General features: G+C 64.1%; 19 protein-coding genes and 1 tRNA gene. 10 read left to right on the forward strand and 10 right to left on the reverse strand.

Translation table 11 applies throughout. The features are described from left to right. Positions 1 to 88: 88 nt before the first annotated feature. The gene (phoR, locus tag AKG11_RS00660; protein WP_023512173.1) at positions 89 to 1,384 is read right to left on the reverse strand and encodes a phosphate regulon sensor histidine kinase PhoR; all 1,296 of its coding nucleotides are present in this window, start codon (positions 1,382 to 1,384) and stop codon (positions 89 to 91) included. A 144-nt stretch (positions 1,385 to 1,528) separates the two neighbouring features. Here phoR and ppk2 point away from each other — a divergent pair, with 144 nt between their 5' ends. Continuing rightward, complete coding sequence (gene ppk2, locus AKG11_RS00665; RefSeq protein ID WP_050742605.1) at positions 1,529 to 2,410, forward strand: polyphosphate kinase 2; 882 nt, start codon at positions 1,529 to 1,531, stop codon at positions 2,408 to 2,410. Between the two features lie 12 nt (positions 2,411 to 2,422). Here the strand turns inward: ppk2 and AKG11_RS00670 are convergent, their stop codons facing one another. Then, the gene (locus AKG11_RS00670; RefSeq protein ID WP_050742606.1) at positions 2,423 to 3,583 is read right to left on the reverse strand and encodes a hypothetical protein; all 1,161 of its coding nucleotides are present in this window, start codon (positions 3,581 to 3,583) and stop codon (positions 2,423 to 2,425) included. A 367-nt stretch (positions 3,584 to 3,950) separates the two neighbouring features. On the opposite strand from AKG11_RS00670, the gene AKG11_RS00675 reads away from it, so the two are divergent. The 3 genes from AKG11_RS00675 to AKG11_RS00685 all read left to right on the forward strand — a co-directional run bounded on the left by AKG11_RS00675 (position 3,951) and on the right by AKG11_RS00685 (position 6,984). Next, complete coding sequence (locus AKG11_RS00675; protein ID WP_050742607.1) at positions 3,951 to 4,922, forward strand: NAD(P)H-dependent flavin oxidoreductase; 972 nt, start codon at positions 3,951 to 3,953, stop codon at positions 4,920 to 4,922. Positions 4,923 to 5,038: 116 nt separating this feature from the next. Next, positions 5,039 to 5,114 (forward strand) — tRNA-Thr (locus AKG11_RS00680). Positions 5,115 to 5,379: 265 nt separating this feature from the next. Next, positions 5,380 to 6,984, forward strand: a complete 1,605-nt coding sequence (locus AKG11_RS00685; protein WP_050742608.1) for a putative Ig domain-containing protein — start codon at positions 5,380 to 5,382, stop codon at positions 6,982 to 6,984. Positions 6,985 to 7,085: 101 nt separating this feature from the next. Here AKG11_RS00685 and AKG11_RS00690 read toward each other — a convergent pair whose 3' ends face one another. The 3 genes from AKG11_RS00690 to AKG11_RS00700 all read right to left on the reverse strand — a co-directional run bounded on the left by AKG11_RS00690 (position 7,086) and on the right by AKG11_RS00700 (position 9,913). After that, positions 7,086 to 8,264: a DUF3095 domain-containing protein gene (locus AKG11_RS00690; protein WP_050742609.1), complete on the reverse strand. Its 1,179-nt coding sequence runs from the start codon at positions 8,262 to 8,264 to the stop codon at positions 7,086 to 7,088. 132 nt (positions 8,265 to 8,396) lie between these two features. After that, the gene (locus AKG11_RS00695) at positions 8,397 to 8,633 is read right to left on the reverse strand and encodes a DUF4189 domain-containing protein (RefSeq protein WP_156334043.1); all 237 of its coding nucleotides are present in this window, start codon (positions 8,631 to 8,633) and stop codon (positions 8,397 to 8,399) included. A gap of 161 nt (positions 8,634 to 8,794) precedes the next feature. Further along, positions 8,795 to 9,913, reverse strand: coding sequence for an AI-2E family transporter (locus tag AKG11_RS00700; RefSeq protein ID WP_245293359.1), 1,119 nt, complete (start codon positions 9,911 to 9,913; stop codon positions 8,795 to 8,797). Positions 9,914 to 10,286: 373 nt separating this feature from the next. Between AKG11_RS00700 and AKG11_RS00705 the strand changes: the two genes are divergently transcribed. Together AKG11_RS00705 and pgi are read left to right on the forward strand one after the other, a co-directional pair. Then, on the forward strand, positions 10,287 to 11,987 hold the full coding sequence (locus tag AKG11_RS00705; RefSeq protein WP_050742612.1) for a long-chain-fatty-acid--CoA ligase: 1,701 nt from the start codon (positions 10,287 to 10,289) through the stop codon (positions 11,985 to 11,987). Positions 11,988 to 12,101: 114 nt separating this feature from the next. Further along, positions 12,102 to 13,727, forward strand: coding sequence for a glucose-6-phosphate isomerase (pgi, locus tag AKG11_RS00710; RefSeq protein WP_050742613.1), 1,626 nt, complete (start codon positions 12,102 to 12,104; stop codon positions 13,725 to 13,727). Here pgi and AKG11_RS00715 read toward each other — a convergent pair. From AKG11_RS00715 to AKG11_RS00730, 4 genes are all read right to left on the reverse strand, one after another. After that, positions 13,724 to 14,809 (reverse strand): glycosyltransferase family 4 protein, encoded by a 1,086-nt coding sequence (locus tag AKG11_RS00715; protein WP_082342301.1) that lies wholly within the window; start codon positions 14,807 to 14,809, stop codon positions 13,724 to 13,726. The two genes, pgi and AKG11_RS00715, sit on opposite strands and share 4 nt — an antisense overlap. Positions 14,810 to 14,849: 40 nt before the next feature. After that, entirely contained in the window at positions 14,850 to 15,779 is a 930-nt protein-coding gene (locus AKG11_RS00720; RefSeq protein WP_050742614.1) for a carbohydrate kinase family protein, read from the reverse strand. A gap of 63 nt (positions 15,780 to 15,842) precedes the next feature. Then, entirely contained in the window at positions 15,843 to 16,541 is a 699-nt protein-coding gene (locus AKG11_RS00725; protein WP_024270214.1) for an orotate phosphoribosyltransferase, read from the reverse strand. A 147-nt stretch (positions 16,542 to 16,688) separates the two neighbouring features. Then, the gene (locus tag AKG11_RS00730; protein ID WP_024270215.1) at positions 16,689 to 17,132 is read right to left on the reverse strand and encodes a DoxX family protein; all 444 of its coding nucleotides are present in this window, start codon (positions 17,130 to 17,132) and stop codon (positions 16,689 to 16,691) included. 193 nt (positions 17,133 to 17,325) lie between these two features. Here AKG11_RS00730 and AKG11_RS00735 point away from each other — a divergent pair, with 193 nt between their 5' ends. From AKG11_RS00735 to AKG11_RS00745, 3 genes are all read left to right on the forward strand, one after another. After that, positions 17,326 to 17,514, forward strand: a complete 189-nt coding sequence (locus AKG11_RS00735) for a hypothetical protein (RefSeq protein ID WP_023516357.1) — start codon at positions 17,326 to 17,328, stop codon at positions 17,512 to 17,514. A 135-nt stretch (positions 17,515 to 17,649) separates the two neighbouring features. After that, positions 17,650 to 18,354 (forward strand): Crp/Fnr family transcriptional regulator, encoded by a 705-nt coding sequence (locus AKG11_RS00740; protein WP_023516358.1) that lies wholly within the window; start codon positions 17,650 to 17,652, stop codon positions 18,352 to 18,354. 23 nt (positions 18,355 to 18,377) lie between these two features. Beyond that, the gene (locus AKG11_RS00745) at positions 18,378 to 20,219 is read left to right on the forward strand and encodes a CHASE2 domain-containing protein (RefSeq protein WP_371260030.1); all 1,842 of its coding nucleotides are present in this window, start codon (positions 18,378 to 18,380) and stop codon (positions 20,217 to 20,219) included. 91 nt (positions 20,220 to 20,310) lie between these two features. Here the strand turns inward: AKG11_RS00745 and AKG11_RS00750 are convergent, their stop codons facing one another. Further along, positions 20,311 to 20,949, reverse strand: coding sequence for a FecR family protein (locus AKG11_RS00750; protein WP_050742615.1), 639 nt, complete (start codon positions 20,947 to 20,949; stop codon positions 20,311 to 20,313). 272 nt (positions 20,950 to 21,221) lie between these two features. Between AKG11_RS00750 and AKG11_RS34315 the strand changes: the two genes are divergently transcribed. After that, complete coding sequence (locus tag AKG11_RS34315; RefSeq protein WP_157255816.1) at positions 21,222 to 22,250, forward strand: tetratricopeptide repeat protein; 1,029 nt, start codon at positions 21,222 to 21,224, stop codon at positions 22,248 to 22,250. Positions 22,251 to 22,254 lie beyond the last annotated feature (4 nt).

The raw sequence follows: 22,254 nt of genomic DNA on the forward strand, positions 1-22,254 counted from the left end.
GTCAGTTTGACGAAACATTTGTGACACATCAAGCAATTGAAATTGCTTGTCTATTTTTATCGACACGACGAAAGCGTCGCCCTTTGTGTCAGAACTTGACGGTAAAGACCGTGCCCTTGCCCACCTCGGACTTCACCACGAGACGTGCCCGGTGGCGGGTGAGGATGTGCTTGACGATGGCCAGACCGAGGCCTGTGCCCTTCTTGGACCGGCTCGCTTCCACGTTAACCCGGTAGAAACGTTCGGTGATGCGCGGCACGTGTTCCGGGGGTATGCCGGGGCCGTAGTCGGTGACGGAGAGCTCGACCGGGACAACGCCGCCACCGGACAGAACCACGTCGACCCGCTTGCCTTCCTGGCCGTACTTGCAGGCATTCTCGATGAGGTTTTCAAAAACCTCGACCAGCTCGTCGCGCTCACCCGGCACAGTGACGGGATGTTTGGGCAGGTCCAGCACGACCTCCACGCCGAGGTCGGAGGCGAGCGGCTGCAGGCTGTCGCGCACATGGCCGAGCAGCGGCACGAGATCGACGGTCTGGTCCGGCGTCAGGTTCGAGCGCAGCTCAAGGCGGGAGAGCGACAGCAGATCGTCGACAAGGCGGCTCATGCGCGTCGCCTGTTCGTGCATGATGCCGAGGAAGCGTTCATGCGCCTTCACGTCGTTCTTGGCCGGCCCCTGCAGGGTCTCGATGAAGCCGCGCAGCGAGGCGAGCGGCGTGCGCAACTCGTGGCTGGCATTGGCGACGAAATCGGAACGCATGCGATCGATGCGACGCGCCTGCGAGACATCCCGAAAGGTCAGCAGCCAGAGGGGTTCGCTCATCCGTTCGGCAAGCGGCGCAATGCGCACGACATAGACGGTCTCCGACGGCAGGCGCTCGGCGTGCTCGGTCTCGCGTGGCTGGCCGCTGGCGATCGCGTCACGCACCATGTCGAGAATACCGGGGGCGCGGATGCGGCCGGCGAGGTCGCTACCCAGCGGAATGGCGCCGAAGATCGCCTCAGCCGCGCGGTTCTGCAGCTTGACTGTCTCCCGACCCGAAAGCAGCAGGGCGGGCGCATCGAGCGCGCCAAGGACCGCTGCGATGGCGGAAAGATCGTCCGCGGGCGGTACGACGACCTGAACCTCCGGCACCGGTACCGTGGAGGCCGCCATGGTCCGGCCACCGGTCTCCACCATGCGCCGCTCCGTGCGCAGCAGGCCAGCGATGACGAGCAGGAGGACGGCGAAGGACACCCAGCCGAGATGCAGGCCCGCAAGCCACATCATGAAGCCGACGAAGACGGCCGAGGCGATCAGCACCCGTTCGCCCCACAGTTGCGCCGCCAGCCAGCCGAGACCCGTCCGCTGATCCGTCACCGCCACCCATTCCCTCGCAAGCATCCTATCCTCCGCGGCCTCCATCGATTCTCCATGGATAGCGCGGCTTCATGACATGTTTTTCACGGTGCGCTTGAATTCGCAATCCGGTTGTGACCACCTTCTGCGACGCGGCATGCGCCGCACCTCGATTTGAAGGAGTGGACGATGGCGGAAAATGCCGAAAGCCGGGCCGTGGAACTGGATATCGACGGCAAGAAGCGGATCTTCGATATCGACGACCCGAACCTTCCCGACTGGATCGACAATAAGGCCTTCGGCTCCGACGACTACCCTTACGAAAAGAAGCTCGACGACGACGAATACGAGGAAACACTCGAACAGCTCCAGATCGAGCTGGTCAAGGTACAGTTCTGGCAGCAGAAGACCGGCAAACGCATCATGGCGGTCTTCGAGGGACGCGACGCGGCGGGCAAGGGCGGCGCGATCCATGCCACCATGTCCAACATGAACCCGCGTTCGGCCCGCATCGTCGCGCTGACCAAGCCGACCGAAACCGAGCGTGGCCAATGGTATTTCCAGCGCTATGTCGCGACCTTCCCGACGGCGGGCGAGTTCGTGCTGTTCGACCGCTCCTGGTACAACCGCGCCGGCGTCGAGCCGGTCATGGGCTTCTGCACGCCAGAGCAGTACGAAAAATTCCTCAAGGCGACACCGCGCTTCGAGAAGATGATCGTCTCCGACGATATCCAGCTCTTCAAGTTCTGGCTCAATATCGGCCGAGAAATGCAGCTGAAGCGCTTCCACGACCGCCGGCATGATCCGCTCAAGGTCTGGAAGCTCTCGCCGATGGACATCGCCGCGCTCAACAAGTGGGATGACTACACCGAAAAGCGCGACCGCATGCTGAAGGAAACCCATACGGACCAGGCACCCTGGACGGTGGTGCGCGGCAACGACAAGCGCCGGGCTCGCCTCAACCTCATCCGCCACATCCTCACAACGCTCGATTACGAGGGCAAGGACGAGAAGGCGATCGGCGAGATCGACAAGAAGATCGTCGGCGCGGGGCCAGGCTTCGTCAAATAGACAGCAGCCGGCTCATTCGCCCGGCAGGATGCGGACGGCATAGAGGTTCACGCTCGCATCCCCGCCGGTAATGTCGCTGTTGAGCAGCAGCTGGCCTGGCTCGCTCGGCGAGAGCGAGCCTTCGAACTCCACCTGAAACAGGACGTCGGTACGCTCCGACACCGTGAAACGGTGACGTCCGCAGCCCCCCATCGTGCCGAAGTCGCATTCGACGGTCACCTGGACCGGCTTGTCACCGACCGCCTGCAGCGTCATGGCGATCGTCGATGTCTTGCCGCCCATTTCACCGAGAACATCCGGTGATACCGCGATCTCGACCGCGCCGTCACGCTCGGGATTGGTGGACGTGACGCGCACCGCCGGACCTTCGCTCGTGCTCACCGCCTCGAAACGGCCGGCCGGCCCCGCCGAAAGCTTTTCCGTCTCGGCCGGCGCGAAGACCGCGCGCCAGTCGGCGGTAAAGCGGCTCTGCGTGTCGAGCGCCTTCTTGATCGGGTCCTCCCCCGCAAAATCCTCGCCCGAGACCGTCGCCGGCGGCGTGGAATTGTCCGCGCCGTTCTGCAACTCCTCGAGCAGACCGCTCGTCTGCACCCACCAGGCCAGGGCACCGAAGGCGGCAATCAGTGTAGCGACCACCAGCAGGAAGGAGAACAGCCGACCGCGGCGCTTGCGCGGCTTGGCGGCGCGTTCAGGCTTGAAATCCGTGGCTTCCGCCGCAGCCGCAACGTCGCCGGCGCTCGCCGCCTTGCCGCCCTTGCCAAAGCCATCCGCACGTTCCGGCCGGATGGCACCGATATCGCTGGTCGCGGGCCGTTCGGCCTCCACGCGCCGTTCCGTCTCGACACGCGGCCCGGTATCGAGCACCGGCTCAGGCCTTATCTCACGTTCGACGCGCATCACCGGCTCCGGCCGCGTCTCGACGACCGGATCCACGCGAACGTCATGATTGGGAATGGCGGCAAGCCCTGCGCGTTCTTCCGCCTCGATCTGGTGAATGGTCGCTTCCAGCCGGTGGCGCTGGGCGGTGATCGTCTCGGGATCACTGATCTCCTGCTTGCGCAGGCCCGCCTCAAGCGCATTGCGCGCCGACTGGTAGATGCGCGCCCGAACCTCGGCATTGGCGCGCTCGGAGCGCGCCAGCGCGTTTCTGATTGCCGTTTCCAGTCCGCTCACATCCGACCCTTCTGCGGGAACCGCCCAACACGCGGCGAAGATACACCTGTGGAAAGAGCCCTACTTTCCGGCTTTCGTTAGCTTTTGCGTAACGTTTGCCGGGAATTTGCGCAAGCCTTCCCGCGGAAACTGCCCGCCCTTCACCGGGGAAAAGCGATGGCGGGACGCCGCGCACTCCGCCGAGCCGGACCTTTACGCCGTCCCGGCCGCAGACCCCGCCCCCTTTTTCTTTCCGGGGGATTCCGGCATCCGTCCGCACATGTGTGTCGCCGCCGGCAGGGAGGCAGCCATCGCCCCTTTTCAGAACACCATCCCGCTGCTATGGTTTTGACGTTTCCGTAAACGTCAAAAATACAGGACATCCCTCATGGCCCTGCCCGCGATTCTCAAGGACAAGCTGCGCCTGCCCGTCGTCGGCGCACCGCTCTTCATCGTCTCACATCCCGCGCTGACCCTCGCACAATGCAAGGCCGGTGTCATCGGCGCCTTTCCGGCCTTGAATGCCCGCCCGGAATCCCAGCTCGACGAGTGGCTTGCACAGATCACGGAAGGCCTTGCCGCGCACGACGCGAAGAACCCCGATCGCCCCGCCGCCCCCTTTGCCGTCAACCAGATCGTCCATCGCTCCAACACGCGGCTCGAGCATGACCTTGCCATGTGCGTCAAATACAAGGTGCCTGTCGTCATTTCCTCGCTCGGCGCCGTGCCGGAGGTGAATGCAGCGATCCATTCCTATGGCGGCATCGTGCTGCACGACGTCATCAACAACCGCCATGCCCAATCGGCGATCCGAAAAGGTGCGGACGGGCTCATCGCGGTTGCCGCCGGCGCCGGCGGCCATGCCGGCACGCTCTCGCCCTTCGCCCTGATCCAGGAAATCCGCGAATGGTTCGACGGCCCTCTCCTGCTGTCCGGCGCGATCGCGACGGGTGGCGCGATCCTCGCGGCCGAAGCGATGGGCGCCGACATGGCCTATATCGGTTCGCCCTTCATCGCGACGAGCGAGGCCCGCGCCAGTGAAGCCTACAAGCAGATGATCGTCGACAGCGCCGCAGCCGACATCGTCTATTCCAACTATTTCACCGGCATCCACGGCAACTACCTGAAACCTTCGATCACCGCGGCAGGTCTCGACCCAGACAATCTGCCCGAAGCCGACCCCTCCAAGATGGATTTCGACAAGGCAACGACGGGCGCAAAGGCCTGGAAGGACATCTGGGGCTGCGGCCAGGGAATCAGCGCCGTCAAGGCGGTCGCCCCCGTCGAGGATCTCGTCACGCGGCTGGAACACGAGTACCGCACCGCCAAAAACCGCATCCTTGCGGCCTCAGCCCCCTGATTTTGCTATATTGCACGGGAAAAATGCGGAAGTTGAAACTCCCCGCTTGAAATCTCTTCCCATTGCGGTTATCAGCGCACCCATTCCGGTCCCGACACGCTTCGGGACCCGGCAAGGCCGCTTTAGCTCAGTTGGTAGAGCACGTCATTCGTAATGACGGGGTCACGTGTTCGAGTCACGTAAGCGGCACCACTTCCTTCTCCCCCCGATCTTTCCGTCATAACACGGGCACGCATTAATCGACGCTCTGCGGTCAGAAGACCGTTCATCTGCTTTGCACCGCAAACGGCCTCCACTTGGGGCATCACCCGGCATCTGCGTGCCATAGCCCGCTGCAAGTGAAGGGCCGATCCGCCCGCGCCAGACCAAAATGGACGGAGACGCCTTCAGCGTGCCCTCGTAACCTCTGCCGCCAGAACAGACGCATCAGGTCCGGGCGAGCCAAGAGGGACACGCTATGATCATTTCAAGCAGCGCGGAAACACAGGTCAACACCTACACTTTTAGAACGCAGGATTGCCAGCAGGCGGTCGCGCTGTCAGATGGCGGCTGGGTTGTCACCTGGAGGTCCGATAGGCAGGACGGTTCCCTTTCAGGCATCTACCAGCAGGCTTACAATGCCGATGGCACGACACGCGGCGCTGAAAGCCGCGTCAACACGGAAACCGTCGGCGACCAGAGCCACCCCGACATCACCGCGCTCGCAGACGGTGGATGGGGCGTCACATGGGTGGTCTCTCAGCAGAACACCAGCAGCGCCGAGATCCACCAGCGGGCGTTCTGGATCAATGAAGCGCCCATAGTGCAGACCATAGCCGCCCAAACGGCGACGGAAGCCCGGCCGTTCAAATTCACCTATGCGGCGAACACGTTTGTCGATCCCAATGCCATGGACAAGATCACCATCACCGCGACGCTCGCAAACGGCGACCCGCTGCCGTCCTGGCTGGTCTTCAATGCGGCGACCCGCACGTTTTCCGGCACGCCTGGCTACACCAATATCGGCGCGATCGGCATTCGCGTGACGGCAACGGATATGGAGGGCGAGACCGCTGTTTCCAGCTTCACCCTCACTGTCGAGAAGGAGACCCCGCCGGCCAAGACGATCAAGGGAACCTCCGACGATGACACGCTTGTCGGCGGCAGCCAGAAAGACGCGCTCTACGGTTACGGCGGCGACGATATTCTCGATGGGAAGGCCGGCGCCGACGATATGCGTGGCGGCATCGGCGACGATATCTACATCGCCGACAATGCCGATGACTATGTGGAGGAAAAGAGCGGGGAAGGCATGGATCTCGTCAAGGCCTCCGTCGATTCCACGCTCGGCGCCCATGTCGAGAACCTGAAGCTCACCGGCACGGCATCGATCGACGGAACCGGCAACGAGCTTGCCAACACGATCACCGGCAATGCCGCAAGCAATACGCTCTCCGGCGGCGCGGGCGACGACAAGCTCCTTGGCAACGATGGCGACGATGCGCTTTTCGGCGGCAGCGGCAACGACGTGCTGGCCGGTGGCAATGGGGGCGATGCGCTCTATGGCGGCACGGGCAAGGACGCGGTCTATGCCGGCGACGGCGGTGACAAGGCCCATGGCGGCAGCGGGGACGACCGCCTCTATGGCGGGGCCGGCAACGATGCGCTTTCCGGCGGAAGCGGCAGGGACGCACTGTACGGCGGCGCGGGCAGGGACAAGCTGAGCGGCGGGGCTGGGGCCGACAAGCTCCACGGCGGCGGTGGGGCCGACATGTTCATCTTCACGCCCCTCAAGGACAGCACCGTCGCCGCAGCCGGCCGTGACACGATCTTCGATTTCAGCCGCAAGGAAGGCGACAGGATCGACCTGAAGGGCATCGACGCCAGCACGACAGCCGGCGGCAACCAGGCCTTCAGCTTCATCGGCGCGGATACGTTCAGCAAGACGGCTGGAGAACTGCGCTACGAGAGGAAGGACGGCGGCACCTATGTCTATGGCGACGTGAACGGCGATGGAAAGGCGGATTTCTCGATCCGTATCGACAGCGCCATCGACTTCACCAAGGCCGATTTCCTCCTTTGATCGCGGCGGGGGCCGGCTGGCTCCAGGAAGGGGTTGCTGGCCTTTCCGGGGCCGGCCGGCGTTGCAGACGAAGTCGGCGGCGCTGCGCCGGCATCGTGCGCTCACATCTCGGCCTGCGTCAGCGTCGTGCCGCTTCCCTGCTTCTTCAGGCGGCTGGCGGCCATGGCATAACCGCCGGCCGCGCCGTCGATGAAATGCATATGGTCGCGCCGCATCGCCGTCGGCACGAAACAGGTCATCAGCGCGGAATCCTGGCGATGCAGGCCGAACCGGCAGATGCCGGCATCTGCGGCTTGCTCCAGCCGCGTTTCGATCTGGCGAAGCCGGTCCAGATCAACGTCAATGGTCATCTTGAGGCCGTCGTCGAACTTGCGGAAATCAGCGTTGCGGGCAATGTCCTGCTTGTAGATTTTCGGGTCGAAGCGGCCGAGCGTCAGGCCGAGGCGAAACAGACCGACCGTGAGAAAATATTGCCCGAGGATGAAAAGCCGGTGCCGGATGCGCCGATCCTTCGGCGCGGTTTTCGTCTCCACCGACAGGCCCACCGCCGACAGGCCGATCTCCGGGCCCTCCGGCGGCACGGGATGGCCCTCCCTTTCCTCACCGGATGCGAGCGCGACGATGTCGAGCACCATCGCCTGAAAGGCCGGCACGCTGGCCGAGCCGACGGGAACGGCGATGATCGAGACGATGGAACCGTGCCGGGAGCGGATCGGATTCCAGCGGCAGGAGAGCCCCGCGAGGTCCGGACGGGCGCCAGGCGAGGCCGGGGGAACGGCATAAAGGCCCTCCCTCATGCGGGCCTCGGCCCAGCTCGATCCGCCACCGGCAAACATCGCATAGGAGAGGTCGGGCGTGACCTGGAAACGGGCGACGCGGGCTTCGACACCCGCCGCCGCGATATCGGCAACGGGAACGAGCGCAGCACGCAGCGTCAGCTGCAGTTCTTCGCCGACCCAGCTCTGCACCGCCGAGAGGGCGCTGCGGGCCCTCTCCACGCCCGAAGGCGGAACGGCGACGACCGCGCCGTCTCCGCCGAAGACGAAGGGGAGGTCATTGCTGCCCACCGCATTGAGAATGGCCGAGATGACGCTGGCGCCGGCCATGTTGACCGCCTTGTAGCGCCCCGCCTCGATGGCACCGGTGGAATCGACGATATCGGCCGTCGCAAGCGCCCAGTCGGATGGCAACGCCCGATAGTTCCTGCCATCCGCCACGCCGGCGAAATCGACAAAGACGGGAAGCGTATTGAAGAACGTTTCGCTGGAAGGTTTGTTCATGTGGCGAGGCTAGCATATTCCCGCACGGCAGACGACGGCCCGGGCTTTGACCGCATCCGCAAACCCATCGGCACGATGGGTTTGCGGGCGGAAGAAAGGCGGAACTGCAGAACTGCACCCCGATGCAGACCTTCAGTCGCTCTCGTTGCATTCGGTGATTTCGCAGACGGATTCCTCCGTCGTGCGGTTCGCGCATTCGTTCAAGGCTCGTTCGCGCGCAGGACCCTCGTTGTCGTAGTCGTAGCTGTAGCCGTAGGTCCCCTCTTCGGATACGGCAATGCAGCCCCAGGCCAGTGCCGAGCTGTGGGATACGGCAAGAGCCGTCGCAAGGACCAGGGCCGCAAGCCCTGTCCGCTTCATGGATGTCATGTGGAAGTCCCCCAAGTTGCGCGATATGCGCGGAGGAAGACTATGGCTGCGGCGGGGAAACTTGCAAGCGAATACGCGGCAAGCTTCCCGTCATTTCAGGCCAGCTTTTTTAATCCCAAAACGAATCTGGCGGCGTTGGCGTGCAGGGCTGCTTGCCCGCATCAGCCGACATTTCGCTCCTGGTCGGACCGTGGCGGCACCTCCGCATGGGGGTCGAGGATGATCGCGGAGGGCGGCTCCGTCGCGTCGACCTCGCGAATCCACTCGCGCCAGATGGCGACGAGGAGAGCCATGAGGACCGGGCCGATGAAAAGGCCGAGGAAGCCCATGGTCTTCACCCCGCCGATGAGGCCGAAGAAGGTGGGCAGGAACGGCAGCTTGATCGGGCCGCCGACAAGGCGGGGGCGCAAGGTCTTGTCGACGATGAAGAGTTCGACCGACCCCCAGACGAAGAGCGCAAGGCCTGCGACGGGCGAGCCGCTGGAGACGAGATAGACCGAGACCAGCGTGAAGGAGAGCGGTGCGCCGCCGGGAAAGAGCGCCATGATGCCGGTGAGGACGCCGAGCGTGACGGCCGAAGGGACGCCGGCAACCCAATAGGCGATGCCGAGCACGATGCCCTCGCCGATGGCGATCAGCGTCATTCCTGTCACGGTAGAGCTGATCGTCGCCGGCACGATGCGGGAAATGCGCTCCCAGCGCATCGGCAGGATACGCTCGCCGAGGCGATCCACCTGGCCGGCGAAGGACTGGCCATCGCGATATATGAAGAAGAGTGCGATCAGCATGAAGAGCATGGCGAGCAGCAGGCCGAAGGCCTTGCCGCCGGCGGCAAGTGCCACCCGGTAGATATTGCCGATATTGGCGCCGCTGACGATCTGCGTCAGTTCGCCGATCGCGCCGGGATGATCGAGGAAACGCGTCCACTGCATGTCGAGCCAGCCGCCGACGACCGGCAGCGCGCGAATCCAGTCCGGCGTCGGCGCGCCGGTGCTGTTCGTCTCGACGGCCCAGCCGATCCACTCGCGAACCTCGTGGAAAGCGTAAGTCGCAGCGAACATGATCGGCCCGACGATAAAGGCGAGGATCAGGAGGATGGCGATGGAAGCGGCGAGCGTGCGGTTGCCGTTCACCTGGGCGAGCAGGCGTGAATAGAGCGGCCAGCTTGCAAAGGCGATGACGAGGGCTGCGAGCACCGGCACCACAAAGCCGTGGAAGAAATAGATGCCGGCGAAGACGATGAGCACGAGGAGCCAGCGCGCCGCCGAGATGGGCGATATGAGCGCGACGCTGCTCGGGCGCGCCGCGCCGAGAAACCGAGGCTCACTTCTGCGATGTTCCTGATGCAGCAAACGCGTCTACTCCCATGAGGCCCACGCTTGGGGCCGGGCAACCTAGATAATGTGTAGCCCAAGAATGTTAAACATATACGCGGTTTTTTCGGCGAAGGCGCGCTGAGACGCCGCAGGCACAGCAGAATCGTGGCGAGCACAGCGGGAAGCGCCCGCATTTATTGACGTTTACGTCAATGTAATATAGCTATGTCTCTTGATGGCGCCTTTCAAAAGCATCATCTTGTCCCTACGAATGGTTGGAGGACCGTTCGCGCCGACGGGACGGATGACGCCCCGCGCGCAACGAGGAGGAGCATGCATGACCGCCACGATCGAAGCCCCTTCCACTGAGCCCTCCGGCCGGTTCTGGCTGGCCTCCTATCCGGAGGGCATGGCAGGGCAGATCGCGCCGCTCGGCCACACCTCCATCGGCGCGCTTGTCGAAAGCTGCTGCGCGCAATACGCCGACCGCCCGGCCTTCACCAGCATGGGCAAGACACTGACCTTCCGGGACTTCGAACTGGCCTCGGCGAAGATCGCCGTCTGGCTGCAGGCACGAGGGCTGGAAAAAGGCGACCGGGTCGCGGTGATGATGCCCAACATCCTGCAAAATCCCGTCATCATCTTCGGCATTCTGCGCGCCGGCCTCGTGGTGGTGAACGTCAATCCGCTCTATACGCCACGCGAGCTCGAGCACCAGCTCAAGGATGCCGGCGCCAAAGCGCTGTTCGTGCTGGAGAATTTCGCAAGCACCGTCGCACAGGTCGTCGCGCGGACGGCCGTCAAACACGTCGTCGTCACCACGATGGGCGACATGCTCGGGCTGAAGGGACTGATCGTCAACCTCGTCGTGCGCCGGGTGAAGAAGCTGGTGCCGGCATGGTCGCTGCCGGGACATATCCCCTTTGCCCAGGTGATGGCGGAAGGCGCGCGTGGCCGCATCAAACCGGTCAGCATCGCGCCTGACGATACCGCCTTCCTGCAATATACCGGCGGCACGACTGGCGTCTCCAAGGGGGCGACGCTGACCCACTCCAACCTGCTCTCCAACATGGAGCAGATCAAAGTGTGGATCGAGCCGACCTTCCGCACCAAGAAGCGGCCGGACCAGCTCGTCTTCATCTGCGCGCTGCCGCTCTACCACATCTTCGCGCTGACGGTGAACGGGCTGATGGGCATCGCGCTCGGCGGCCACAACGTGCTGATCGCCAATCCACGCGACATCCCGGCCTTCATCAAGGAGCTGGCCAAGATCCGGGTGCACATTTTCCCGGGCCTCAATACGCTGTTCAACGCGCTGATGAACAATCCGGATTTTTCGAAGGCCGACTTTTCCGAACTGGTGCTGACGCTCGGCGGCGGCATGGCGGTGCAACGGCCGGTCGCCGAACGCTGGCAGGCGATGACGGGCTGCGCGATCACCGAGGGTTACGGCCTTTCGGAAACCTCGCCTGTCGCGACCGCCAACCGCTTCGACAAGCCGGAATTCACGGGAACGATCGGCCTGCCCCTCCCCTCCACCGACATCGAGATCCGCGACGACGATGGCAGGACACTCGGCCTCGGAGAGGTCGGTGAAATCTGCATTCGCGGCCCGCAGGTCATGGCCGGCTACTGGCAGCGGCCGGACGAGACGGCCAAGGTGATGACGCCGGATGGTTTCTTCCGTTCCGGCGATATCGGCTTCATGACGCCGGAAGGCTTCACCAAGATCGTCGACCGCAAGAAGGACATGATCCTCGTCTCCGGCTTCAACGTCTTCCCCAACGAGGTGGAGGAAGTCGCAATGTCGCTTCCGGGCATCCTCGAATGCGCAGCGATCGGTGTGCCGGACGAGCACTCTGGCGAAGCGGTGAAACTCTTCGTCGTGAAGAGGGACCCAGCACTGACGGTGGCAGACGTGAAAGCCCATTGCACGGCGAACCTCACCAATTACAAGCGACCAAAGTTCATCGAGTTCCGCACCGAACTGCCGAAATCCAATGTTGGCAAGATATTGCGCAAGGATTTGCGGGGCTGAACGAGCGAGAGTTAAACCGATTTAATTTTTTCGGGAGAGTGACCTTTGCGGTCTTGATTTGGATAGGACAAAGCGACTAGCTAGCGGCATCGTCAAAAGCCAAGGACCACGCCGATGAACGCGCTTGTCGAAAAGCTGAAATCCATCGTCCGCGACACCAACGCCACAGACATCCGCGCCGCCTTTGCGGCCGACCCGCAGCGCTTCTCGCGCTACAGCACCACACTCGGCGACTTCCTCTTCGACTATTCCAAATGCGCGGTGAACGACGCCGTGCTAGACGCGCTGGAGGCGCTGGCGAAGGATGCCGGCGTCGAAAAGAAGCGCGACGCCATGTTCTCCGGTGAGATCATTAACATCACGGAAGAGCGCGCCGTGCTGCACACCGCGCTGCGCAACCGTTCGAACACACCCGTCCTCGTCGACGGCACGGACGTCATGCCGGACATCAACGCCGTGCTCGACGCCATGGGCGCTTTCGCCGACGGCATCCGTTCCGGCACGCTGAAGGGTGCGACGGGCAAGACGATCACCGACGTCGTCAATATCGGCATCGGCGGCTCGGACCTCGGCCCCGTCATGGCGACGCTGGCGCTGGCGCCCTACCACGACGGCCCGCGGCTGCACTTCGTTTCCAACATCGACGGCGCGCATATCGCCGATACGCTGAAGCTTCTGGACGCGGAAACGACGCTGTTCATCGTCGCCTCCAAGACGTTCACGACGATCGAGACGATGACCAATGCCGCGACGGCCCGCAAATTCATCGCCGATGCGCTCGGCGACGCCGCTGTCGGCCACCATTTCTGCGCGGTCTCCACGGCGCTCGACAAGGTCTCGGCCTTCGGCATCGGCGCCGACCGCGTCTTTGGCTTCTGGGACTGGGTCGGCGGGCGCTATTCGATCTGGTCGGCCATCGGCCTGCCGCTGATGATCGCCATCGGCAAGGAGAACTTTGCCGAATTCCTCGCCGGTGCCCATGTCATCGACACGCATTTCCGCGAGGCGCCGATCCGCGAGAACATTCCGATGCTGCTCGGGCTCATCGGCTTCTACAACCGCAATGTTCTGAACTATCCCTCGCGCGCCATTCTGCCCTACGACCAGCGCCTGTCGCGCTTCCCGGCCTATCTCCAGCAGCTCGACATGGAATCGAACGGCAAGTCCGTGACCCTCGACAGCGAACCGGTCAAGTACAAGACCGGTCCGGTCGTCTGGGGCGAACCCGGCACCAATGGCCAGCACGCCTTCTACCAGCTCATCCATCAGGGCACCTCGATCATCCCGGCCGAATTCATGATCGCCGCCAACGGCCATGAAGAGAACCTGCGCCACCAGCACCAGCTCCTCATCGCCAATTGCCTGGCGCAGTCCGAAGCGCTGATGAAAGGCCGCACGCTCGAGGAAGCCAAGGCGCAGCTCACCTCCAAGGGCATGGAGGAGGCCAAGGCGGACAGGATCGCGCCGCACCGTGTCTTCGATGGCAACCGGCCGTCGATCACGATGGTCCATGACAGCCTGACGCCGTTCGCGCTCGGCCGCCTGATCGCGCTCTACGAGCACCGCGTCTTCGTCGAAGGCGCGCTCTTCAACATCAATTCCTTCGACCAGTGGGGCGTGGAGCTCGGCAAGGAACTGGCGACCGGGCTGCTGCCAGTCGTGGAGGGCAAGGAAAGTGCTGCCGGCCACGATTCGTCGACGGCTGGCCTCGTCGCCGCGCTCCTGAAAGCGGCGAACTAACGAAGGCTGAGACGGCGTGCCGCGAATGCATCGCGCGGCACGCGGATGAGATTGCTGAAAAATTCGCGGCCGCAGGCGCGCCAGCTGTAGGTCATGGCGCGGCCGCGCGCGGCGTCCTTCGGGACATCGAGGGCGGCGAGTGCGGCTTCGCGAAGATTTTCCGACAGGGCGCCGCCCTCGCCCAGAACGTCGCGCGGCGCCGTCACCGGGAAGGCGGCGACGGGAACGCCGCTTGCCAGCGCCTCCAGCATGACGTTGCCGAACGTATCGGTGCGGCTCGGGAAGACGAAGACGTCGGCCGAGGCATAGACCGACGCCAGGTCCTCGCCGGTCTTGCGGCCGAGGAAATGCACATCCGGATAGCGCTGGCGCAGCGTTGCGAGATCCGGCCCGTCGCCGACGACGACCTTGCTGCCCGGCAGGTCGAGACCGAGGAAGGCCGGCAGGTTCTTCTCCACCGCAACCCGCCCGACATTCAGGAAGATCGGCCGCGGCAGACCGAGGTCGCGGCGCTTGGCCGGATCGAACAGTTTCGTATCCACACCGCGCGACCAGCGCTTGATGCGCACGAAGCCGCGCGCGGCCATTTCCGCGGCGAGCGATTTGGTCGCCACCATCATGCCGTCACCGGCATTGTGGAAGCGGCGCAGCCACCAGTAGCTGACGCTTTCGGGAATGGGCAGGCGTGCACTGATGAACTCGGGAAAACGCGTGTGATAGGCCGTGGTGAAGGGTAGCTGGCGTTCGAGGCAGGCGGCACGCGCCGCCATGCCGAGCGGCCCCTCGGTGGCGATGTGGATATAGTCGGGCGCAACCTTCTCCATCTCGGCGAGCACGCGGCGCCTGGAGGTGATCGCCAGCCGGATCTCCGGATAGGACGGCAACGGCACCGTCGTGAATTCCTGCGGGGTCAGGAAGACGACATCGACGCCCTCTTCCGCCATCGAGCGGGCCAGCTCTTCGAGCGTGTGCACGACACCGTTCAATTGCGGGCGCCAGGCATCCGTAACGACGAGGATGGTCGGAGCCCGTCCATCGGAGCGGGCAAAAGGGAGAGAATCTGGAGCGGTATGGTCGAGCATGGCCCCTTTGACCATGCTGCGGTGACAGATGAATGAAGGCTCAGGCGAGCCCGATTTCCTTCGCCCAGGGCGGGTTCGCGCCGGCGCGAGAGACGGTGACGGCCGCCGCCTTGGCGCCGAGCGCCAGCACCTTGGCGATCTGCTCCTCGGAAAGCTTCGCCACCTGATCCTTGGTGAGGAGGTTCTGCATCTTCAGCGAGGCCAGCACGCCGGCATCGAACGTATCGCCCGCACCGACCGTATCGACCACCGTGACGCGCTCGCTCGGCACGGCGACCTTGTGGTCGGCGGTGTAGCCGACCGCGCCTTCCGCGCCACGCGTCACAACGACCAGCTTTGCACCGTGGTGCAGCCAATGGCGGGCCAGCGCATCCTCGTCCCCCTCAAGCCCGAACCAGGCAAGATCTTCGTCGGAGAACTTTACGATGTCGGCCATACCAGCCATGCGGCGGATACGCCCCATATGGGCGTCCTTGTCCTTGATGAAGCCGGGGCGGATGTTCGGATCGAGCGAGATAACGCGCTTTTCGTGCTCACGGGCAAGCAGTGCCTCGTAGGTCGAGCCGCAAGGTTCCGGGATCAGGCTGATCGCGCCGAAATGCAGGGCCTCGCAATCGTCGCCAAGCGCCGGTAGCTCGGCCTCGGTGATCATGCGACCGGCAGTGCCCTCGTCGTAGAAGGCATAGGAAGCGTGGCCATGCACGAGCTTGACGAAGGCGACCGTGGTCGGGCGCGACAGCGTTGCGCAATAGCTGTAGTCCACGCCGCTTTCCGCCAGCGTCTTGCGCAGGATGTCGCCCATCATGTCGTCGGAAAGGCCGGTGAAGAAGCCCGTCGGCACGCCGAGACGGCCGAGCGCGATCGCCGTGTTGAAGATCGCCCCGCCGGCATAGGGCGCATAGGCGTCCTCGCCCAGCGTCGTCGTCCGCGGCAGCATGTCGATCAGCGCTTCACCACAACACAGGATCATACCGGTCCTCCCAGGAGATTTTCAATCGATTTAAACGATCCCGGCGAAAAGCGCCAGAGGCTTTTACGACGTCGGCAGTTCCGCGACACCGCCATGGGCGGCGGACCAGGCGAGCGGCGCATCGAAAAATGCGGCGACGGAGGCGAGCGTTGCGTCGTCGAAGAGTTTTTCCGCGCGCGCCACGGCGAGTACATCCTGCCAGGTGGCGATGCGGTGCAGCTTGACGCCGCCATTGGCGTAGCGCGCTTCGGCTTCCTTGAAGATGCCGTAGTAGAACAGCGACATGCCGTGATCGACCACGCCGCCGGCGGCACGGATCGCATCGATGAAGGTGAACATGGAGCCGCCGACAGTCACCAGGTCCTCGATGACGAGCACGCGCGCGCCCTCCGGCATCACGCCTTCGATCTGTGCATTGCGGCCATGGCCCTTCGGCTTCTTGCGCACATAGACCATCGGCAGAGCGAGGCGATCGGCGAGCAGCGCGGCGAAGGGAATACCTGCCGTCTCACCGCCGGCAATCACGTCGATCCGCTCGAAGCCGACCTCGCGCGTGAGGGTGGCGGCGGCGAAATCCATGATCGCGGAGCGGATGCGCGGATAGGAGAGCAGTTTGCGGCAATCCATATAGACCGGCGAGGCCATGCCGGAAGCGAGCTTGTAGGGCTCCTCCGGGCGAAAATGCACCGCCTTGATCTCCCACAGCATGCGGGCCATCAGCTCCGCCATCACGCTCTTGTCCGGATAGGAATTGGAAAACATCGGCATCTCCCCACATGGCTGTTCGCCCGTGCGCATAGCAGCAAGAGCCTCCGCTTTCCAGCGGTTCGGGATTTTTCCCCGTAGCCCGGCAACAAAAAACCCTCCCCGGAAACCGGAGAGGGCTTTTGGAGGATCGGTGTATTCCGCTTAAGCAGCGACGGTCCTGGCAGCGCCGGAGCGGGCGTCGATCGAGTAGGCGCCCGGGCCGAAGGCGGCGAGCACGAGGAAGCCGCCGGCGATCGTGATGTTCTTCCACATCATCAGGCCGTTGAAGAGGGTCAGAAGACCGTTTGCGCCTTCCGGAAAGTCCGGAACGTTGATCGCGCCGCTGTGGAACACGAGTGCCGTGAACACGCTGAAGGCGGCGAGAAGATAGGCAGAGATCCGCGTCTGGAAGCCGACGAGAATGAAGAGGCCGGCGACAAGCTCGAAGAGGCCGGCGAGATAGGCGAGCGCGGTCGCGGCCGGCAGGCCGGCGCCGGCGATCATGCCCGCGGTGCCCGAGGGATCGATCAGCTTGGGATAGCCCGCCGTGATGAACATGAGGGCGAGAAGGATACGTCCGACGAGGACGACGACGTTCTGTTGCATGGTAAGCTCCTGAGGCTTGGCGTTTGCGTTGGCAAAGAGATATCAGCTTTCGGTCGTCAAACTAGTCAGGCGATCAGACTACAGATCGTTCTCTTTTTGTGAACGATGTGCCTGTTCCCGGCGAAACAGAGAGGCGGCGCCCGCCATGCGACAAGGGGGCGTCACATCCTGCCTCTCTCCTTCCGGAGCCTTCATGCGCCCCTATCTTGCCGCCCTCGCCATCGCCGCCGCCTCTTTCGTTTTCACCGCCCCCGGCCATGCCGGCACGTCCTATGGTGAGGGCTACTACGGGCACTATCAGCAGACCTGCATCACCAAGCGCATCCGCATGGAAAACCCATATGGCAAGACCATCACCAAACGCGTCCGTATCTGCCAGTAGGCGCTCTCCCAGCAATCCCAAGGACCTGCCCGGAACTCTCCGTTCTTTTCTGTTGCAAGCGTCCGGCGGCTGGGCGAAGATTTCGGCAAGGCGGCGCGTTTCGTTTTGCATCAGCGCGGTCGGGGGCATCAGGATATGAACGAGATCAACAAAAGCGCCGCGTTCTGGCGTTCCTTTGCGATTTTCGAAGGGTTCAGCAAGGAAACGCTCGGCGAGATCGCCGGCATCGCCACCTATCGCAAATGGTCGGCCGGCACGGTGATCTTCCAGCGGGGCGATGAAGGCACCTATCTCATCGTGCTCGTCACCGGCCGCATCAAGCTTTCGCTGATCACCCCGCAGGGCAAGGAACTGTCGCTGCGCCAGCTTGAACCGGGCTCGGTGCTCGGCGAAATGGCGATCCTCGACGGCCAGCCACGCTCGGCCGATGCCACCGCCGTCGTCGCGACGGAAGGCTACGTCATTTCCAAGCGGGATTTCCTGGAAATCCTGATGCGCAACCCGACGGCAGCGCAGGCGATCATCCACTATCTCTGCACCAAGCTGCGCGAGACGACGGAGCAGCTCGAGACCATTGCGCTCTACGATCTCGACGCCCGCGTCGCACGCTTCTTCCTGGCGACGCTGCGCAACATCCATGGCGAGGAGCTGCCGGAAAGCGCAAATCTCCAGATTTCGCTGAGCCAGACGGAGATCGCCAGCATCGTCGGCGCCAGCCGGCCGAAGATCAACCGTTCGATCCTCGCGCTCCAGGAGGCCGGCGCCATCCGCCGCAACGACGGCATCATCCATTGCCATATCGGCCGGCTGCAAAACATCGCCGAGCCGGATGACGATTAAGCAGCCGGGAACGGCCGATCATGATCGCCAAGCGATACCGCCCCCTTCTCGCCGGCCTCATCGCGAGCCTTGCCGGAGCGCTGGCGCTGTTTTCGCTCGGCGAGACGGCGCTGGAGCGGCAACGTGAATTCTATTTCGACGCGCTGACGCAAGGCGTACCCCCTGAGGGGAGCGACCGGATCGTCGTCGTCGACATCGACCGAAAGGCGTTTCAGTCCGCGCCGAACCGCGACTGGACGCGCACCGAGACGGCCGATCTCATCGACCGCCTCGCCGCCGCCAAACCCGCCGCCATCGCTTTCGACTTCATCTTCAGCACCGATTGCGCCCCGGAAGAACCGGCAAATGCCGCGCTCGCCAGCGCAATCGCCAAGGCGCCAACCATCCTCGGCTTCCTCATCGGCGAGACGCCCGACGGGGCGCCGCATCCCGTGCCGGCGCTTGCGCTGCAACGGCCTGTCGCGGTGCCCGACCTCTGGTTCATCGACGGCACGGAAAGCTCCTGCGCCTTCCTGCAGGACAAGTCGTCAGCGGCGGCAGCGGCCTTCCTCGTCGGCGACGAGGACGCCGTGGTGCGTCGCGTGCAGGCCTACGCGATCGTCGGCAATGCCGCCTATCCGGCACTCGGCGTGGAGGCAGCGCGGCTTGCGGCCGGTGCGCGCACGCCGGTTCTCGGCGGCAATCCCGTCTGGCTGCGGCACGATGCCCGTATCCTGCGGCTCGACGAGGACGGCAGCCTGCGTTTTGTGGCGAGCGATGCGGAGACGATCCGCGCGCGCACCTTTTCCGCCGGTGATGTCGTGGCCGGTGCGGTGCCGGCAGACAAGATCGCCGGCAGGGTCGTCCTGATTGGCAGCAGCCTGCCCAATCTCGGGGGGCTGAGGACCAGCGCCTCCATGCCGCTCGAGCCGTCCGTGCAGATCCATGCGGATGTGGCGAACGCCATCCTCACCGACCACATTCCGACGCGCGATCTCGGGCTCCTGCCGTTCGAGGCGGGCGTCGCCTTCCTCGCCGGTGCGGCGGCAGCCTTCGCGGCGGCACGGCTCCGCCCGCTCTTCGCCGCTCTTGCCGGTGTCGCGCTGGTCGGCCTCGTCTTCACGGCCTCGGTTCTGCTTTATGCCCGCACGGCGCTGCTCTCCGATGCGATCGGGGTTGCGCTTGTCGTCGCTACTGCGGCGCTGGTCACCGGCCTTCTGCAATTTGCCCATGTGCGCCGCGCCGAAGCAACGGCACGGCAGCGCTTTGCGCAATACCTGCCGCAATCCGTCGTGGCGCGCTACATCGACAATCCCGACCTCGGCCGCGTTGCCGGCGAGGAACGGCAGGTGACGGCACTCTTCACCGATATCGAAGGGTTTTCGACGCTGGCGCAAAAAATCGGCCCGCACGACCTCGTCAAACTGCTCGACATCTATTTTTCCGAGGTGAACGCGCTCGTCGCGCAGCATGGCGGCATGGTGGACAAGGTGGTGGGCGACGCGGTGCACGCGCTCTTCAACGCACCCGACGATCTTGACCGCCACGTCGACAAGGCGCTCGCCTGCGCCGACGAGATCCGCGCCCTGACCGAAGAGATGCGCCGCCGCCCCCTCTTTATCGAACGGGAGTTCGGGCGTACGCGCATCGGCGTCGAGACGGGCATGGCTGTGCTGGGCGAGGTCGGCGCCGGCGGCAAGCTCGACTATACCGCCCATGGCGATGCGGTGAACCTTGCCGCGCGACTTCAGGACGCCAACAAGTTCCTGGGAACGCAGATCTGCGTCGGCCCGCGCGCGGCCGGGGAAACCAGCCGCACGCTACGCGCCATCGGCGAACACGAGATCCGCGGCTTCGGCACGATGGCGCTGTTTACATTGGATTAGCGCAGAAGGGATGGCACGCCGTTGCCGCTTATCACCTTCTCCCCTCGGGGAGAAGGGAAGAACGGCAGCCCTCTCATTCCCCGATACCCGATCAACGGACGCCGGCGCTCGCATAGGCCTCGCGGATGCGGGCCTCGCCCCATTGCGTGACCTCGCCGGGAGCTGCGCCCGGCGCAGCGATCTCGACGCCTTGGCCGGGGCCGACCTCCTTGGAGACGCCGCCGCCGGAGACCTCGACGAGCCCGTGTTCGACGAACACGGCGAAGGGACCGCGGCTGGGACCGGCGAAAAACTTCGTGCCGCGCACGCCGATCATGCCGAAGGCGGTGCGCACGGTAAGGTCGATCTTGGCGAGGCCCTCCGGCCGGTCGAAAATCATCTGCCCCGTGCCGAGCTCGATCGTGCCGCCCTGCCCGGCGATAAAGGTGTCGATCAGGAGCTCCGTCTCGCTGCCGAGCAGAAGATTGGTATCCTCGCCGAGCTCCAGCGCGGCAAAGCTCTTCTTGCCGGTCGTCACGAAATCATGATCCATCAGGCTCGCGCCAGCCTTCAGACCCTCCAGCAGGTTTGCCTGCTTGCGGTTGACCTCGCCGGAGATCTCCACCGCCTTGCCGATCACGGCGTTCGCCTGGGTAGCGCGGATACCGATGCCCGTCAGCGCGAGCGCGCCCCCGGCCATGAAGAGCCGGCGGCTGAGACGGACCGGACGAAAAACCTTGAGCGCTTCCATTGACGTGCCTTTCACGCGCAGCCGAACCCGGCGGCATGGAATTGAACCTGAGCATCCGCTGCGCCTTCCGGCTGCGAAAATGCTCTCCCTCTTCTCTATACGCAGTTTCCAAGGCAAATCCGCAAGGTGTCCTACCGGAATTTTGCGGGCGCGGTGGATGTACCTCGCCTGCAATTCTTATGCTCCGCTCTCTTCCAGCTTTCTGTTCCCGCGGAAACAGCCTTGGTTTGCCAGACCTCTATGGTGCGGTCATCAACGAAGGGAGACGGATCATGTTCATGCGATCCAATGGAATGAAGACGGCTGGCCGCGCCCTTTTCTTCGCGGTCCTTCTGTCCGGCGTCGCCGGCGGCGCGTCGGCCAGCACGATCGAAGCCCAGTGCGACGCGGCGGCCGGCAGCCAGTACGATATGACGCGCAACACGGCCTTCGCGCCGGTTGCCCGTGAGGACATCCGGATCGGCACGGCGCTGTCGGCCTGCCGCGAAGCCTATAATGCCGGCGGCGGCGCTCGCATGGCCTTCCAGCTCGGCCGCGCGCTGGAGCGCGCCGGCCAGGATCTCGACGCCATGAAGCTCTATGCGGAGGCCGCCGCGCTCGGCCATACCGTGGCGATGGTCAATTACGGCGCGATGCTCGGCAAGCGCGGCGATCCCGTTGCCGAGTTCAATCATTACAAGAAGGCCGCCGAAATGGGCGACATGCTCGGCGCCTACAATCTCGGCGTCGCCTATCGCGACGGCATCGGCACCGACATCAACGGCGAGGAAGCCGCGCGCTGGTTCGACAAGGCGGCGGCAAATGGCGACGAGACCGCCGCCTTCAATCTCGGCGTGCTCTTCGACGACGGCAGCCTGATTGCCGAAGACAACGCACGCGCTGCAGCCTTCTATCGCCTCGCCGCCGAAAAAGGCGTCGTCGACGCCATGATCAATCTCGGCCTGATGCTGGAATCCGGCGAAGGCGTTTCGCAGGATCTTGCATCCGCCGCCGGCTATTTCAAGCAGGCCGCCGACCTTGGCGACAGCTACGGCAACTTGAAATTCGGCCTGATGCAGCAAAGCGGCAAGGGCATCGTCAAGAATGTCGAGCAGGCGGTGAACAGCCTCGTCGCGGCCTTCGAGATGCGCGACGTCGATCTGGAAATCATCCTGCGCGATACACCAGAACAGCTCAGCGCCGACGCCCGCCTCGCCATCAAGCAGGTGCTCGCCGAGCGCAAGCTGATCGCCGGCGCCGAGAATGCCGAGATCGACCCGATCACCCTCGGCGCCATCGAAAAACACTACGCCGCGAAGTAAACGG

Source organism: Shinella sp. SUS2 (assembly GCF_001262505.1).
Classification (GTDB): domain Bacteria; phylum Pseudomonadota; class Alphaproteobacteria; order Rhizobiales; family Rhizobiaceae; genus Shinella.

What these genes read in the sequence shown, in the direction of transcription:
- AKG11_RS00715 (WP_082342301.1), bottom strand. Translation starts at nt 14,809, where the DNA reads ATGCTCGACCATACCGCTCCAGATTCTCTCCCTTTTGCCCGCTCCGAT.
- ppk2 (WP_050742605.1), top strand. Translation starts at nt 1,529, where the DNA reads ATGGCGGAAAATGCCGAAAGCCGGGCCGTGGAACTGGATATCGACGGC.
- AKG11_RS00725 (WP_024270214.1), bottom strand. Translation starts at nt 16,541, where the DNA reads ATGTTTTCCAATTCCTATCCGGACAAGAGCGTGATGGCGGAGCTGATG.
- AKG11_RS00685 (WP_050742608.1), top strand. Translation starts at nt 5,380, where the DNA reads ATGATCATTTCAAGCAGCGCGGAAACACAGGTCAACACCTACACTTTT.
- AKG11_RS00750 (WP_050742615.1), bottom strand. Translation starts at nt 20,949, where the DNA reads ATGGAAGCGCTCAAGGTTTTTCGTCCGGTCCGTCTCAGCCGCCGGCTC.
- AKG11_RS00675 (WP_050742607.1), top strand. Translation starts at nt 3,951, where the DNA reads ATGGCCCTGCCCGCGATTCTCAAGGACAAGCTGCGCCTGCCCGTCGTC.
- phoR (WP_023512173.1), bottom strand. Translation starts at nt 1,384, where the DNA reads ATGCTTGCGAGGGAATGGGTGGCGGTGACGGATCAGCGGACGGGTCTC.
- pgi (WP_050742613.1), top strand. Translation starts at nt 12,102, where the DNA reads ATGAACGCGCTTGTCGAAAAGCTGAAATCCATCGTCCGCGACACCAAC.
- AKG11_RS00735 (WP_023516357.1), top strand. Translation starts at nt 17,326, where the DNA reads ATGCGCCCCTATCTTGCCGCCCTCGCCATCGCCGCCGCCTCTTTCGTT.
- AKG11_RS00720 (WP_050742614.1), bottom strand. Translation starts at nt 15,779, where the DNA reads ATGATCCTGTGTTGTGGTGAAGCGCTGATCGACATGCTGCCGCGGACG.
- AKG11_RS00730 (WP_024270215.1), bottom strand. Translation starts at nt 17,132, where the DNA reads ATGCAACAGAACGTCGTCGTCCTCGTCGGACGTATCCTTCTCGCCCTC.
- AKG11_RS00690 (WP_050742609.1), bottom strand. Translation starts at nt 8,264, where the DNA reads ATGAACAAACCTTCCAGCGAAACGTTCTTCAATACGCTTCCCGTCTTT.
- AKG11_RS00695 (WP_156334043.1), bottom strand. Translation starts at nt 8,633, where the DNA reads ATGACATCCATGAAGCGGACAGGGCTTGCGGCCCTGGTCCTTGCGACG.
- AKG11_RS00740 (WP_023516358.1), top strand. Translation starts at nt 17,650, where the DNA reads ATGAACGAGATCAACAAAAGCGCCGCGTTCTGGCGTTCCTTTGCGATT.
- AKG11_RS34315 (WP_157255816.1), top strand. Translation starts at nt 21,222, where the DNA reads ATGTTCATGCGATCCAATGGAATGAAGACGGCTGGCCGCGCCCTTTTC.
- AKG11_RS00705 (WP_050742612.1), top strand. Translation starts at nt 10,287, where the DNA reads ATGACCGCCACGATCGAAGCCCCTTCCACTGAGCCCTCCGGCCGGTTC.